The following is a 14,192-nucleotide window of genomic DNA, read 5'->3' as shown; positions in this document are numbered from 1 at the left end:
CTGGAGTTACCGATGCCAGCTCTCTACGTGATGATTCCCGCTGCCTTGCTGATCGTCGCCATCGCCGTGTACATCTTCTTCTGGGCGGTGGACAGCGGTCAGTACGATGACCTCGACGGCCCCGCGCACAGCATCCTCTTTGACGATCAGGACCCCAACCACACCGCCGCGGTGGATGAAGCCAACGCCGGCAAACCGGACGACAAGGCGCCACCCCATGCTTGAGCTGGCGCCCCTGCTCGTTTCGGCACTGATCCTCGGCCTGCTCGGTGGCGGCCATTGCCTGGGCATGTGCGGCGGTCTGATGGGCGCGCTGACCCTGGCGATCCCCAAGGAACAGCGCAGCCGGCGCTTTCGCCTGTTGCTGGCTTACAACCTCGGTCGGGTTCTCAGTTACGCCACGGCGGGATTGCTCATCGGCCTGGCCGGCTGGGCCGTCGCCAACAGCCCGGCGGCGCTGTTCATGCGCGTGCTGGCGGGGCTGCTGCTGATTGCCATGGGGTTGTACCTGGCTGGTTGGTGGAGCGGGCTGACCCGTATCGAAGCGCTCGGGCGTGGCTTGTGGCGCTTCATTCAACCGGTGGCGAACCACTTGCTGCCGGTTTCCAGCCTGCCGCGCGCCTTGCTGCTCGGTGCGCTGTGGGGCTGGCTGCCGTGCGGACTGGTTTACAGCACGCTGTTGTGGAGCGCGAGTCAGGGCAATGCGCTGGACAGTGCGCTGTTGATGCTTGCGTTTGGCCTCGGCACCTGGCCGGTGCTGCTCGCCACCGGGCTGGCGGCTGAACGGGTCACCGCGATCCTGCGCAAACGCAGCGTGCGTATGGCCGGCGGGTTGTTGGTGATTCTGTTCGGCTTATGGACCCTCCCCGGCCCGCATCAGCATTGGCTCATGGGCCATTAAAAGCAAAAGATCGCAGCCTTCGGCAGCTCCTACAGGAGGTCGCATTCCAAGGTAGGAGCTGCCGAAGGCTGCGATCTTTTGACCTTGTGCTGTTGATGCAAATCAACAGCCCCATCGCCGCACCCCGATAGACTCGCCACACTGCCAGCCTATCCGGGGGAATGCCCGCATGCTCGACGCCATTCGTTGGGACTCTGATCTGATCCGCCGCTACGATCTGGCGGGGCCACGCTACACCTCGTACCCGACTGCCGTGAAATTTCACGGGCAGGTCGGCACCTTCGACCTGTTCCACGCCCTGCGCGACAGCCGCAAGGCCCAGCGGCCGTTGTCGCTGTACGTGCATGTGCCGTTCTGCGCGAACATTTGCTACTACTGCGCCTGCAACAAGGTCATCACCAAGGATCGCGGTCGCGCGCAGCCATATCTGCAACGGCTCCAGCAGGAAATCCAGTTGATCGCCTGCCACCTCGACCCGGCGCAAAAAGTCGAGCAACTGCATTTCGGTGGCGGCACGCCGACCTTTCTCAGCCACGACGAACTGCGCCAGCTGATGGCCCACCTGCGCAAGCATTTCAATCTGCTCGATGACGACTCCGGTGATTACGGCATCGAAATCGACCCGCGCGAGGCCGACTGGTCGACCATGGGCCTGCTGCGCGAATTGGGTTTCAACCGGGTCAGCATCGGTCTGCAGGATCTTGATCCGGCGGTGCAGCGCGCGGTCAATCGCCTGCAAAGTCTGGAGGAAACCCGCGCGGTGATCGACGCGGCGCGGACCCTGCAATTTCGCTCGATCAACATCGATCTGATCTACGGCCTGCCGAAGCAGACCCCGGACAATTTCGCCCGCACCGTCGACGAAGTGATCAGCCTGCAACCGGATCGCCTCTCGGTGTTCAACTACGCGCACTTGCCGGAACGTTTCATGCCGCAACGGCGGATCAACAGCAGCGAATTGCCCAGCCCCGCGCACAAGCTGGAGATGCTGCAGCGCACCATCGAACAACTGATCGCTGCCGGTTACCGCTACATCGGCATGGACCACTTCGCCCTGCCCGATGACGATCTGGCAATTGCCCAGGAGGAACAGACCCTGCAACGCAATTTCCAGGGTTACACCACCCACGGCCATTGCGATCTGATTGGTCTGGGCGTGTCGGCGATCAGCCAGATTGGCGATTTGTACTGCCAGAACAGCAGCGACCTCGCTGCTTATCAGAACAGCCTCGCCAGCGCGCAACTGGCGACCAGTCGCGGCCTGATGTGCAACGCCGACGATCGCTTGCGCCGCGCGGTGATTCAGCATCTGATCTGTAATTTCAAACTCGAATTCGCTGAAATCGAGCAGCAGTTCAATGTCGACTTCCAGGGCTATTTCGGCGCGCTGTGGCCGCAATTGCAGGGCATGGCCGAGGATGGCCTGATCAGGATTGATCGCGACGGGATCGAGGTATTGCCAGCGGGCCGATTGCTGGTGCGCTCGGTGTGCATGGTCTTCGATGCGTACCTTGAGCAGCAGAACCGCCAGCGTTTCTCGCGGGTGATCTAAGGCTTGGTCAGCAACGAGCCGACCTTGAGGTTCTGATCAGGGCTCAGCGCCGACTGGTTCATCACTTTCGACAAAGCCAGGTTGGCGGTGATCAGGCCGCTGTTGAGGGCGGCGATGGCGCCACGCAACGCAGCGAGCTTGTTGATCTTTTCTTCATTGGAGAGGGTTTTGTCGGACATCACCGCCGCCATGCGCGCTTTCTTTTCGATAATTTCTTTCTGGATTTTGCGGATCATCTTCAGCAATTCCTGGATGTTCTCCGGTAGGCCGCTGTTGTCGATGTCGCTGTTTTCGCCGCCGACAGCGGCGGATTTGGCGATGGCCGCGCCGGACAGCGACACTTTGACGCCCTCGACCAAGGTCGGGCTTGCCGTTATCGACAGGTCGTCGACGCGGTCGCTCGCAGCGTCGGTATTGTTTAACTCCGGCGCGGCAGCAACGCCGCTGCTACCGGGGCCTAGCGTGCCAATGGCGGTCATAGGAACCTTCCGTGGATGAATGCTGATAGCTGTTTATCGGCCGCCGGTGCTGCGGCTTTATGTCTGTGGGACAACATCGCCGCGTGCTGGCCTGAATGTCCTTGGGTGGGTTACCCTTACGTCTTATGTGTGTTTTCCCACAAGGATTGAAGAAATGTCCGAGCCAGTCAAACTGCGCGCTCACAACCAGGCCCACTGCAAGGATTGCAGCCTGGCCCCGCTCTGCCTGCCACTTTCTCTGAATCTGGAAGACATGGATGCGCTGGACGAAATCGTTAAACGCGGCCGCCCGTTGAAGAAAGGCGAGTTTCTGTTTCGCCAGGGTGACACCTTCGATTCGGTTTATGCAGTTCGCTCCGGCGCCCTGAAAACCTTCAGCCTGAGCGATGCCGGCGAAGAGCAACTGACTGGTTTCCATCTGCCGAGCGAACTGGTTGGACTGTCGGGCATGGACACCGAGAAACACCCGGTGTCAGCCCAGGCGCTGGAAACCACTTCGGTCTGCGAAATCCCCTTCGAACGCCTCGACGAACTGGCCCTGCAATTGCCGCAACTGCGCCGCCAGTTGATGCGAGTGATGAGCCGCGAGATCCGCGACGACCAGCAAATGATGCTGCTACTGTCGAAGAAGACCGCTGACGAGCGCATCGCCACCTTCCTGGTCAACCTGTCGGCACGCTTCCGCGCTCGCGGCTTCTCGGCCAACCAGTTCCGCCTGAGCATGTCGCGCAATGAAATCGGCAATTACCTGGGCCTGGCGGTGGAAACCGTGTCGCGGGTGTTCACGCGCTTCCAGCAGAACGAGCTGATTGCCGCCGAGGGCAAGGAGATCCACATTCTCGATCCGATCCAGCTGTGCGCGCTGGCCGGCGGTTCGATCGAAGGCTGATCACGACCCGCGGTTGAGCGAATCGTTTCAGCCGCGGGTATACTGCGCCGTTTGCAGCCCTGCCAGGACACCCCGATGGTCTTCGACTCCTTCGACATCAAATCCCTGATCCGCCCCGTGATCGACTTTCCCAAGCCGGGCGTGATCTTTCGCGACATCACCCCGTTGTTCCAGTCGCCGACCGCCCTGCGCCTGGTGATGGACAGCTTTGCCCATCGCTACGTCGAAGCCGATTTCACCCACATCGGCGCAATGGACGCCCGTGGGTTCCTGATCGGTTCGGTATTGGCCTATCAGTTGAACAAACCGCTGGTGCTGTTCCGCAAGCAAGGCAAGCTGCCGGCGGACGTGCTCGCCGAAGGTTATGCGACTGAATACGGCGAAGCGTTTCTGGAAGTGCACGCCGACAGCCTGTGTGAAGGCGATTCGGTGGTGATGTTCGATGACCTGATCGCCACCGGCGGCACGCTGATCGCGGCGGCCAACCTGATTCGCCGCATGGGCGCGCGGGTGCATGAGGCCGCGGCGATCATTGATTTGCCGGAGCTGCAAGGTTCGCAGCGTCTTGAGGATATGGGCATCCCGACTTTCTGCCTGACGCAGTTTGCGTTGACTGATAAATAATCAAGAGCAAAAGATCGCAGCCTTCGGCAGCTCCTACATTGGGATGTGCGTTTCCCTGTAGGAGCTGCCGAAGGCTGCGATCTTTTGACTTTAAAGCCCCATCTGCTTGCTGATGATTTCATTCATCACCTCCCGCGTCCCGCCACCAATCGACAGGATGCGATTATCCCGGTACAGCCGCTCCACCAGGCTTTCGCGCATATAACCGAGGCCGCCAAGAATCTGCACCGCCTCCGTCGTAATCCGGTCCGAGGTGTCGGTGGCGAAGTTTTTCGCCATGGAAATTTCCTTGATCACACTCTGCCCCGCCGCCATCTTCGCCGCTTGCCGGTAAGTGAACTCCCGCGACACTTCCAGCGCTGTGGCCATTTCGGCGAGGCGATGCTTGATCACCTGAAACTTGCCGATGGGTTTGCCGAACGCTTCACGCTCGCGCGCCCACTTCAGGCTCTCCTCCAGCGCCAATTGCGCGGTCATGTTGGCCATCAGCGCCAGCGCCAGCCTTTCGCTCTGAAAATTGCCCATGATGCAGGCGAAGCCCATGTTCTCTGCGCCAATCAGATTGCCTACAGGCACGCGGCAATCGTCGAAGAACAATTCAGCGGTATCCGACGCCCACCAACCCATTTTCTTCAGTTGCCGACCGACGCTGAAACCTGGCGTGCCCTTCTCGATCAGCAACAAACTGATGCCGCCAAACCCCGGCGCACCGGTACGCACCGCGACGGTGTAGAAATCCGCGCGCACGCCGCTGGTGATAAAGGTTTTGCTGCCAGTGACCCGGTAGCAATCGCCGTCGCGCACGGCGCGTGTTTGCAGGTTGGCGACGTCGGAACCGCCACCGGGCTCGGTCACGGCCAAGGCGCTGATCTTCGCGCCACTGAGCACCTGCGGCACGACCCGCTCACGGACTTGCGGGCGTGCCCATTTGACGATCGGCGGCAGACCGATATCCAGCGAGCCAAGGCCCGCTACCAGGCCGCCAGAGCCACAGCGCATCAACTCCTCACTGGCGGCGACCTTGGCGAACAGATCGCCTTCATGGCTACCGCCGAGCGCTTCGGGATAACCAATACCGAGAATGCCCGCCGCTCCGGCCTTGAGGTAAAGCTCGCGAGGAAAGCTTTCGGCTTCTTCCCACTGATCGATGTCCGGCAGGATCTCGCGTTCGACGAAACGTCTGACGCTGTCACGGACCAATTGGTGGCTGGGGTCGAAGTATTCCTGAAAGGCAGGCATGGGCGAGCTCCACGGAAGGGTTCGCCGACGTTAACCGAGCGCTTGCTTGGCTTTCAATGAAATTGTGTGAATCAGATAGACCGCGGCGCGCCATTCGCGAGCAGGCTCGCTCCCACAGGGGATTTGTAAACGACACAAAACCAATGTGGGAGCGAGCCTGCTCGCGAAGGCGTCAAAACAGACACCGCATAATCAGAGGGAAATCGGTTTACGCCCGGCAAACGAATGCGCCAGCGTGCCGCCATCAACCAGCTCCAGCTCACCGCCCAGCGGTACGCCGTGGGCAATCCGCGAGGCGATCAGGCCTTTGTTCTGCAACAACTGCGCAATGTAATGGGCGGTGGCCTCGCCTTCGACCGTCGGGTTGGTGGCGAGAATGACTTCGGTAAACGTCCCCGCCTCTTCAATCCGCGCCATCAATTGCGGAATGCCGATCGCCTCCGGCCCCAAACCATCCAGCGGCGACAAATGCCCCTTGAGAACAAAATAGCGGCCACGGAATCCGGTCTGCTCCACCGCATAGACATCCATCGGCCCTTCGACCACGCAGAGCAGCGTGTCATCACGGCGCGGGTCGGCGCATTGCGGGCACAGATCGTCTTCGGTCAGCGTGCGGCACTGGCGGCAGTGGCCAACGCCTTCCATGGCCTGGCTCAAGGCCTGCGCCAGACGAGTGCCACCGCTGCGATCACGTTCGAGCAACTGCAACGCCATGCGCTGAGCGGTTTTCTGACCCACGCCCGGCAAGGTGCGCAGGGCGTCGATCAGTTGGCGAATCAAAGGGCTGAAGCTCATGGGTAAACAGTCCGACTAAACAACGAGACGCGGTTTATACCCGCGCCTCTGGCCAGCGTCAAATCCTCAGTCCTGGGCGACCCGGACCACCAGTTTGCCGAAGTTGCGCCCTTCCAGCAGACCGATGAACGCCTCGGGCGCCTGCTCCAGGCCTTCGACCACGTCCTCGCGGAATTTCACCTTGCCGTCGCGTACCCACGGCACCATGTGGCTGATGAATTCCGGCTGACGATCACCGTAGTCATCGAAGACGATAAAGCCCTGAATGCGCACACGCTTGGTCAATAGCGTGCGTTGCAGCATGGGCAGGCGATCCGGGCCGGTGGGTGCCTCGGCGGCGTTGTAGCCGGCGATCAGACCGCACAACGGGATGCGCGCCTTGGGGTTGAGCAATGGCACGACCGCGTCGAATACATGGCCGCCGACATTCTCGTAGTAGATGTCGATGCCGTTGGGACAGGCCTTGGCCAGTTGCTCGGCGAAGTCGTCGGCCTTGTGGTCGATGCAGGCATCAAAACCCAACTCCTCGACCACGTATTTGCACTTCTCGGCACCGCCAGCCACGCCAACTGCACGCAGGCCTTTGATCTTCGCCACTTGCCCGACCACCGAGCCGACGGCGCCGGACGCAGCGGCCACCACGAGGGTTTCGCCTTCTTTCGGCTGACCGATGTCCATCAGGCCCATGTACGCGGTCATGCCCGGCATGCCCAGCACCCCGAGAGCCATCGACGGACTCGGCAGACCGGCAGGAATCGGCATGATATTGCGGCCGTCGCTGATGCTGTGGCTCTGCCAGCCAGTCGCACCCACTACCAGATCGCCGGTGTGGAATTTTGGATGATTGGATTGCTCGACCCGGCTGACCGCGCCACCGGTCATGACTTCGCCGATCTGCACGGGTGCGGCGTAGGACGGTGCATCGCTCATGCGTCCGCGCATGTACGGATCGAGCGACAGGTACAGGGTTTTCAGCAAGACCTGACCGTCCTGCAGATCCGGCAAAGCCTCGCGCTCGAGACGGAAGTTTTCCGGAGTCGGCGCACCGGTCGGGCGCGAGGCAAGGACGAAGCGTTGGTTGAGGGTGAGAGGGTCGGACATGTCAGCGTCTCCTGTGAATGGGGAATTCGGTGTATAGGGAGCAGACCTTGGTGGCGGTGGTGTGTTCGATGTTTCTTCAGTTTTGACCCAGGCGCGCCCTTCGCGAGCAGGCTCGCTCCCACAGGGATTGCATTTCCAAGTGTGGGAGCGAGCCTGCTCGCGAAAGCGCCAGTCCTGCCGGCACATGCCCATCATGCAGAAACAAAAATGCCAGGCGCGATGCCTGGCATTTTGTGTAGCTCATCTGCCGCGCAGTGGCGAATCAGAACGGCAGTTTCATACCCGCTGGCAGGTTCATGCCGGCGGTCATGCTGCCCATTTTTTCCTGGCTGTTGGCTTCGATCTTGCGCACGGCGTCGTTGACGGCGGCGGCGACCACGGCTTCCAGCATCTCTTTGTCGTCTTCGCTCAGGCCTTCGACCAGGCTCGGGTCGATGCTCACGCTCTTGACGTCGTGACGACCGGTCATCACCACGGTGACCATGTCGCCGCCGGCCTTGCCGGTGACTTCGGCGTTGGCCAGTTCTTCCTGCATCTTGGCCATTTTTTCCTGCATCTGCTGCGCCTGCTTCATCAGGCCGGCCATGCCACCTTTCATCATGGGAATCACCTCAAACGTACTTGGATAAAACAGCGCCCGGCCATCGCGGCCGAGCGCCTTCAGTTATTAGCCTTGGGTGACCAAGGCGTCGACAGGTTCAATAGTATCGCTTCGCACCACCGCACCGAACTGCTGAACCATCTGCTGGATGAACGGATCACCATGGATCGATTCCTCCGCCTCGCGCTGCCGATTGGCGCGGCGACGGGAAGCGGCCTGGGCCGGGGTTTCCTGTTCGGGTTTGATCAGCTCGATGGTCAGCGTCAGCGTGCGCCCGTGGAACTGGTTCAACGCGTCGTTGAGACGACGCTGTTGCGTAGTGTTGAACAGTGCGCTGTGAGCCGGATCAAGGTGCATCAGCCAATGATCGCCGTCGACCGCAATCAAGGTGCAGTTGGCGGCGATGCTGCCGGTCATGCCGGAAATCGGCAGTTTCGGGAACAGCTCCAGCCACTGAAGGGCCAGACCGGTTGCCGGCGCGGCGGCAGGTTCCGGCTCGGGCTCAGGTTCGGGATCGGCGGCGTGTTCGCTGGCCAGTTCGTCGAGATAGCTGTAGGCCGAATCCATGTCCGGCTCGATGTAGTCCTCGTCCAGCGGCGGTTCGTCGTCCATGTCCATGCCTGGCGTGGCGGCATCGACGTCAGCGACGGACGGCTCGGGAATCGGCGCGGCGGCCCACTCCGGCGCGTCCGGCACCACGCTGTCCGGGGTTGGCAACGGCATTGGCGGCAGCTCGGGCTGTTCGCCAGCGGTTTCCAGCACCGGCTCGACGGCAGGTTGCTGTGCCGGCGCCGGCTCGGGCTCGGGCTCGGCTTCAACCGGGTCGTTCCACGGCAGATCGACCACGGCTTCGACGGCGACCGGCTCAGGCTCCGGTTGCGCTGCGACAACCGGCGCAACAGGTTCCGGCTCGGCAGTCGGCGCGGTTACCGGCGCAGGCTCAGCCACGGGCGCTGGCGCAACAACCGCAGCGACCACCGGCGCAGGCTTCGGCGCGGCAGCCACGGAGTTTGCGGAATCAACTGTGGCCTGGCTGATCCCCACTGGCTTTAGCGGTTGCCTCGGCGCGTCCGCCGTATCCGCCGGGCGGAACGCCAGCATTCGCAGCAGGACCATTTCGAAACCGCCGCGCGGGTCCGGCGCCAGCGGCAAGTCGCGGCGGCCAATCAGGCCCATCTGGTAATAGAACTGCACGTCCTCGGCCGGCAACGCCTGGGCCAAAGCCAACACCCGATCACGGTCGCCGTGGCCGTTGTCGACGCCTTCCGGCAGCGCCTGAGCGATGGCCACACGGTGCAGCACGTTGAGAATTTCCGAGAGCACGCCGTTCCAGTCCGGACCTTGCTCGGCCAGATGCCGCACGGCTTCGAGCAGCGCCTTGGCGTCACCCTCGATCAATGAATGCAGGACGTCGTAGACCTGACCGTGATCCAGGGTGCCGAGCATCGCCCGTACGTCAGTAGCCAGAACCTTGCCTTCGCCGAAGGCAATGGCCTGATCGGTCAGGCTCATGGCGTCGCGCATCGAGCCGTCAGCAGCGCGGCCAAGCAGCCACAGTGCATCGTCTTCAAACGGTACGTTTTCCGCCGTGAGCACGTGGGTCAAATGCTCGACAACACGCTCGGGCGTCATGTTCTTCAGGGAGAACTGCAGGCAGCGCGAAAGAATCGTTGCCGGAAGTTTCTGCGGATCGGTGGTCGCCAGGATGAACTTGACGTAGGGCGGCGGCTCTTCAAGGGTTTTCAGCAGCGCATTGAAGGAATGGCTGGAAAGCATGTGCACTTCGTCGATCAGGTAGACCTTGAAGCGCCCACGGCTTGGCGCGTACTGCACATTGTCGAGCAGTTCGCGGGTGTCTTCGACCTTGGTGCGGCTGGCGGCGTCGATCTCGATCAGGTCGACGAAACGGCCTTCGTCGATCTCGCGGCACACCGAACATTCGCCGCAGGGGCTGGAGGTGATACCGGTCTCGCAGTTCAGGCACTTGGCAATGATCCGCGCGATGGTGGTCTTGCCGACCCCGCGCGTCCCGGTGAACAGATAGGCGTGGTGCAGCCGCTGGCTGTCCAAGGCATTGATCAGAGCCTTGAGCACATGGGTCTGGCCGACCATTTCGCGGAACGAGCGCGGACGCCATTTACGTGCAAGAACCTGATAACTCATCGAAAACCGTCGCAGCGAAGGAAGCAGAAGCGGCTAATGCTAGCGGAGCAAGGGCAAAATTGCATCCGGTGTCCTCGTCTAATATGGCTAAGCTGCATCAGCAGAGGCTTTTATCGGCTCGGGACGGCGAATGACCGGAGCGTTTATGCGGTGGGCCCTGGGGGCATTGCTGGGAATCAGCCTCAACGCGATGGCAGCGCAAGCGCCGTTGCGCTTCGCCGTGCCGGACAGCTGGGCGATGCCGATGGTGCAACTGGAAAGCGGCAGGCCGACCCAGGGCATCCTGCACGACATCCTCCTCAGCCTGGCGACCCAGGTCGGCGCGCCGGCGCAGTTCATCGTCCTGCCGCGCGCGCGGGTCCAGAGCGCAATGGAACACGGCGACATTGACGTGCGCTGCTATGCCGCACAGTCGTGGCTGCCGAATCAGTCCGGCGATTACATCTGGAGCGTGCCGTTGTGGTTTCAGCGCGACCTGCTGGTGAGCCGCGAAGATCAATCGGCGCAGATCAATCCCGCCGATCTGCCGCGCCAGGCCATCGGCACCGTCCTCGGTTACAGCTACCCGACCCTGCAACCACTGTTCAACACCGACCGGTTGCAACGCGAAGACGCGCGCAATCAGGAACAGGTGCTGGAAAAGCTCCTCGCCGGCCGTTATCGCTACGCGGTGAGCAATCAGTGGACGCTGGACTGGATCAATCAGCGCCTGCTGCCGGAGCAGCAGTTGCGAGGGGTCGCGGTGCTGCAGGAACAGCATATCGGCTGCTATGTGAGGAACGACCCGAAGGTGCCGGTGCAGCGGATTCTGCGCACGTTGCTGCGGATGAAAATGTCCGGCGAGATAGACGAGATCATCCGGCTCTACACCGGCACCTCCGAACACACCCCATAACCCTGTGAGAGTGAGCCTACTCGCGATAGCGGTGTATCAGTCAAATGATGATTGGCTGGCCGGACGCTATCGCGAGCAGGCTCACTCCTACAGGTGGATATCAATAGCCGTGCGATTCGCGGAATTTCTGGTAATCGTGAAAGTCGATCCACTCGACCACGTCGTAAGGCAGGTACAGCTGTTGTCGGGCGCGGGAGATGGCGATGTAGACGGCACAGATGCGCTGATCGAACTCATAGGCGTCCTTGAATTTCTCATTGCTGAGCAAGGCCCGCGTCAACAGCACCCGTTTGAACTCCATGCCACCGGCCCGTTCGGCCATCATCAACAGGCAGGCCTTGCCTGGGTCGATGATCTTCTGGCTCAGTCGAGTCAGGTCGGCAATCATGAAGCCTTCTTGCAGTTGCGCTTCGATCCACAAAAACGCCTCGTCGAAACGATGGGTCTCACGCACCTGCTGCCAGTCGGCCATGTCGCTGAAAAACGGGTGCGGCCCTTTCTCGCTGGACCCGGCGCTGTAGAAATCGCGGCGGAACAGCTCGATGGCGGTGGTCATGAAATGCTTGATGTCGTCCTGCGCTTCCCTGTCGGGAAAACTAAAGGCGCAACTGGAATCATGCAGGTGGATGGCCCACATCATCGTGTCCCACGGTGACGCAGTCAGCACCACGCAACCCTCCGGCGGCACGAAGGCTTGCGGGTAGTACTCGATATCGACGTCCGCATGGCGAGCACCTTCAAACGGCACTTTGCTCTTCTGCGTGTGGCGCGAAATCAGCGGGTTGACCAGGCGCTCGACGTTGCGTCCCGAGCGCACCGAATAGCAGATATCGCTCTGGCGGACCTCACGCTTGCGCTTGAGCGGCTCGCCCTTGGCCTGCTGATATTCATCGCCGAGGGTGATCAGCACCTGCTGCCCGCGTTCGATAATCTGCAGCAGCGACGCCGGCACATCCTGGCTTTCGTCGATGATCACATGGGTGTAGCGCGGCGGGACGCGGCAACCGGCCAGACTGGCGCGCTTGATCATCAACAACGTCTGAAAACCGCTCTGGCTGGCCCAGGCCGGGTTGGCCTCCAGATACACCCAGAGGCGACTGGAATACTCCAGCAGTGCCTGCGAGTCTGCGGCGGTCAAGGGCTGCTGGAAATGTGGCAGATGCCTGGCGGACAGCGTGTGGTATCTTGACGCGCAATACAGCTCCAGCACGCGCAGACAGACCTCGAGCGTGCCCGGCCCATCATGGTGGCGGAAACCAAAAATATTCAGTTCCTGCGCCAGCGCCTGCTTGCTCGGGATCCGTGCTGGCGTCCCGGCCCTGTGCATCCGTGGGCCAAGCAGCTGGGCCTGGGCAAAGTCGAAAAACGTCTGACCGATCTCGGTGTTGTGCACTTGCGTGATGTGTTTGCGCAACGTCGCCAGTTTCGCCGGGGTGCGCGCCAGCACCAGGGTGCGTTTCGAGCGCAGGCATTCGATCAGCGTACTGATCATGTAACTCTTGCCGATGCCCGCATAGCCCTGCACGTGCAGGTCTTCGTCGAGATTGGCGCGAAAGGTCCGCAGCAGCTTGTCCTGCGCGGCGCTTAACCAGTGCTCACGCTCACGAGGCGTGACCATTTGCTGACTGAACGGGTTGTTCTGTTTCTGATGGCGAATCTTGTAGTCGACATCCCATTGCCCGTCAGGCAACAGGTATTCCTGCGCAGTGACTTCGTCAGCCATGAGAAACCGCAGGTTCAAGCCTTTGAGCGCATTGAGGCCGAAATACAGTTTGCGCGAATCGAACAATCGCCGCGCCTCTGAAATCAGTCCCGTCGATCCAGAGCGCCGGGAGGTGACGGACCAGTCAATGAGTCTGGCGAGAATTTTCTCTGCCGCGCTGGCGCTCAAATCCTGCTCCGTGGCCTGGGCGAGGTTCTGGATAACCAGCACCGCCGCCAGTTCCGGGTCAGTCAGATCGGCCAGTGCCGCTTCACCCTCGGGCTGCAACAACGCCGTACATGCATCATGGGTAATCGGTAGAAGTACCGGGGTGGCCAAATCAAAATGTTCCGGGTGCATACAACCTCGCCGCCTGGGCTTTGACACAACACCAGATCAGTCCTGGTCATTCTCGTCGCGCAGTTCATGGGTGGGCGGCAAGCATCCCTCACTGCCGGCCTCGGGGTGGATCCGCAGCTCGAAGGAGTAGTCGCCCAGCGTGCCGGACATGCCGCGTCGAGCTGCGCAGTCAGTCATCGAGCCCGCATCGATCTGTGCCTGCACTTCGTAGAGCGCCATTTCGAGCAGTTTGCGCAAGTGTTCAGGGCTTTGAGCGCTGGCGTGCAATTGCAGGTCGTACTGGCCGGCCCTCGGTTCAGCGGCGGGCTGGTCCTGCACCGCGACCGGCTGCGCCGTTTCTTCAACCGCGTTGAACACGGTCGAAGCCGCCAGAATCGCGGCGTGCTCTTCATCCATCAGGTCGAGCAAGCGCGACAGCTCCAGCGTTCGCTCGGGCTGTTCCTGCATCTGTTCCTTGACTTCCAGGCGACGCAACTGCCATTCGCGCAGTTTTTCCCGAGTCAGATCGTCAATTTCACCCACTTGCCTTACCTCTCGATGCCAGGCGAGGGAGTATGCCACTGTTCAGCTTCGACAGCCGCACGGCCAACGGGACGCTGCGCTGCTGATCTGAGCGTTTCTGATAGCAGATCAACGCCAAAAGCCAAATCACAGGCATAAAAAAACCGCAGTGGGCGAAACCCATGCAGTTCTGTCTGAAGCCTTCGGTGGTTCGTTAAGGTGGTGCCCCCACCAGCCACACCCCGGCACACAATGTTCCCGCTGTGGCTGCTTCCTTCCGGATCTGACCAGGTTCACGGGTAATCGTTGCGGGGGGACCGATGGGGTCACCATAACGACGCTTGCCTGTCGGCGAGCCGCGCCATTGTACCTGTCTGAGATGAAGTTACA

14 protein-coding genes and 1 other RNA gene are annotated in these 14,192 nt (G+C 61.3%); 6 read left to right on the top strand and 9 right to left on the bottom strand.

Annotated features, from left to right (window positions below):
- Positions 1–12 precede the first annotated feature (12 nt).
- The 3 genes from ccoS to hemN all read left to right on the top strand — a co-directional run bounded on the left by ccoS (position 13) and on the right by hemN (position 2,453).
- On the top strand, positions 13–225 hold the full coding sequence (gene ccoS, locus LIS66_RS09105; RefSeq protein ID WP_039763029.1) for a cbb3-type cytochrome oxidase assembly protein CcoS: 213 nt from the start codon (positions 13–15) through the stop codon (positions 223–225).
- Entirely contained in the window at positions 218–901 is a 684-nt protein-coding gene (locus tag LIS66_RS09100) for a sulfite exporter TauE/SafE family protein (RefSeq protein ID WP_227974038.1), read from the top strand. Before ccoS ends, LIS66_RS09100 begins: the two co-directional genes overlap by 8 nt.
- Positions 902–1,070: 169 nt before the next feature.
- Complete coding sequence (gene hemN, locus LIS66_RS09095) at positions 1,071–2,453, top strand: oxygen-independent coproporphyrinogen III oxidase (RefSeq protein WP_042608421.1); 1,383 nt, start codon at positions 1,071–1,073, stop codon at positions 2,451–2,453.
- Here hemN and LIS66_RS09090 read toward each other — a convergent pair.
- Positions 2,450–2,932, bottom strand: coding sequence for a hypothetical protein (locus LIS66_RS09090; protein ID WP_042608422.1), 483 nt, complete (start codon positions 2,930–2,932; stop codon positions 2,450–2,452). The genes hemN and LIS66_RS09090 overlap by 4 nt on opposite strands.
- A gap of 154 nt (positions 2,933–3,086) precedes the next feature.
- Between LIS66_RS09090 and fnr the strand changes: the two genes are divergently transcribed.
- Positions 3,087–3,821, top strand: a complete 735-nt coding sequence (gene fnr / locus LIS66_RS09085; protein WP_016773865.1) for a fumarate/nitrate reduction transcriptional regulator Fnr — start codon at positions 3,087–3,089, stop codon at positions 3,819–3,821.
- Positions 3,822–3,896: 75 nt separating this feature from the next.
- Positions 3,897–4,445, top strand: a complete 549-nt coding sequence (locus LIS66_RS09080) for an adenine phosphoribosyltransferase (protein ID WP_007918333.1) — start codon at positions 3,897–3,899, stop codon at positions 4,443–4,445.
- A gap of 90 nt (positions 4,446–4,535) precedes the next feature.
- Here LIS66_RS09080 and LIS66_RS09075 read toward each other — a convergent pair whose 3' ends face one another.
- The 5 genes from LIS66_RS09075 to dnaX all read right to left on the bottom strand — a co-directional run bounded on the left by LIS66_RS09075 (position 4,536) and on the right by dnaX (position 10,344).
- Positions 4,536–5,684 (bottom strand): acyl-CoA dehydrogenase family protein, encoded by a 1,149-nt coding sequence (locus LIS66_RS09075; protein ID WP_042608424.1) that lies wholly within the window; start codon positions 5,682–5,684, stop codon positions 4,536–4,538.
- 192 nt (positions 5,685–5,876) lie between these two features.
- The gene (gene recR, locus LIS66_RS09070; protein ID WP_064363871.1) at positions 5,877–6,479 is read right to left on the bottom strand and encodes a recombination mediator RecR; all 603 of its coding nucleotides are present in this window, start codon (positions 6,477–6,479) and stop codon (positions 5,877–5,879) included.
- A 66-nt stretch (positions 6,480–6,545) separates the two neighbouring features.
- A complete protein-coding gene (locus LIS66_RS09065; protein WP_016773860.1) occupies positions 6,546–7,580 on the bottom strand; it encodes an NADP-dependent oxidoreductase in 1,035 nt (344 codons plus the stop codon).
- Positions 7,581–7,842: 262 nt separating this feature from the next.
- Positions 7,843–8,181 carry a YbaB/EbfC family nucleoid-associated protein gene (locus LIS66_RS09060; RefSeq protein WP_003223337.1) on the bottom strand — a complete coding sequence of 113 codons (339 nt, stop codon included), beginning with the start codon at positions 8,179–8,181 and terminating at the stop codon, positions 7,843–7,845.
- Between the two features lie 66 nt (positions 8,182–8,247).
- Positions 8,248–10,344 carry a DNA polymerase III subunit gamma/tau gene (gene dnaX, locus LIS66_RS09055; protein ID WP_227974037.1) on the bottom strand — a complete coding sequence of 699 codons (2,097 nt, stop codon included), beginning with the start codon at positions 10,342–10,344 and terminating at the stop codon, positions 8,248–8,250.
- Positions 10,345–10,489: 145 nt separating this feature from the next.
- On the opposite strand from dnaX, the gene LIS66_RS09050 reads away from it, so the two are divergent.
- Complete coding sequence (locus LIS66_RS09050) at positions 10,490–11,239, top strand: substrate-binding periplasmic protein (RefSeq protein ID WP_227974036.1); 750 nt, start codon at positions 10,490–10,492, stop codon at positions 11,237–11,239.
- 100 nt (positions 11,240–11,339) lie between these two features.
- Here the strand turns inward: LIS66_RS09050 and LIS66_RS09045 are convergent, their stop codons facing one another.
- The 3 genes from LIS66_RS09045 to ffs form a co-directional block, all read right to left on the bottom strand.
- Entirely contained in the window at positions 11,340–13,301 is a 1,962-nt protein-coding gene (locus tag LIS66_RS09045) for a hypothetical protein (protein ID WP_227974035.1), read from the bottom strand.
- A 36-nt stretch (positions 13,302–13,337) separates the two neighbouring features.
- Positions 13,338–13,823, bottom strand: a complete 486-nt coding sequence (locus tag LIS66_RS09040) for a hypothetical protein (RefSeq protein WP_227974034.1) — start codon at positions 13,821–13,823, stop codon at positions 13,338–13,340.
- A 205-nt stretch (positions 13,824–14,028) separates the two neighbouring features.
- Positions 14,029–14,125: signal recognition particle sRNA small type (gene ffs / locus LIS66_RS09035), an RNA gene on the bottom strand.
- Positions 14,126–14,192: the final 67 nt, after the last annotated feature.

This window comes from Pseudomonas sp. HN2 (assembly GCF_020736465.1).
Lineage (GTDB): Bacteria > Pseudomonadota > Gammaproteobacteria > Pseudomonadales > Pseudomonadaceae > Aquipseudomonas > Aquipseudomonas moraviensis_A.
Note: the sequence above shows the minus strand (reverse complement) of the source record. Positions and strands in the feature narration are given on the sequence as shown.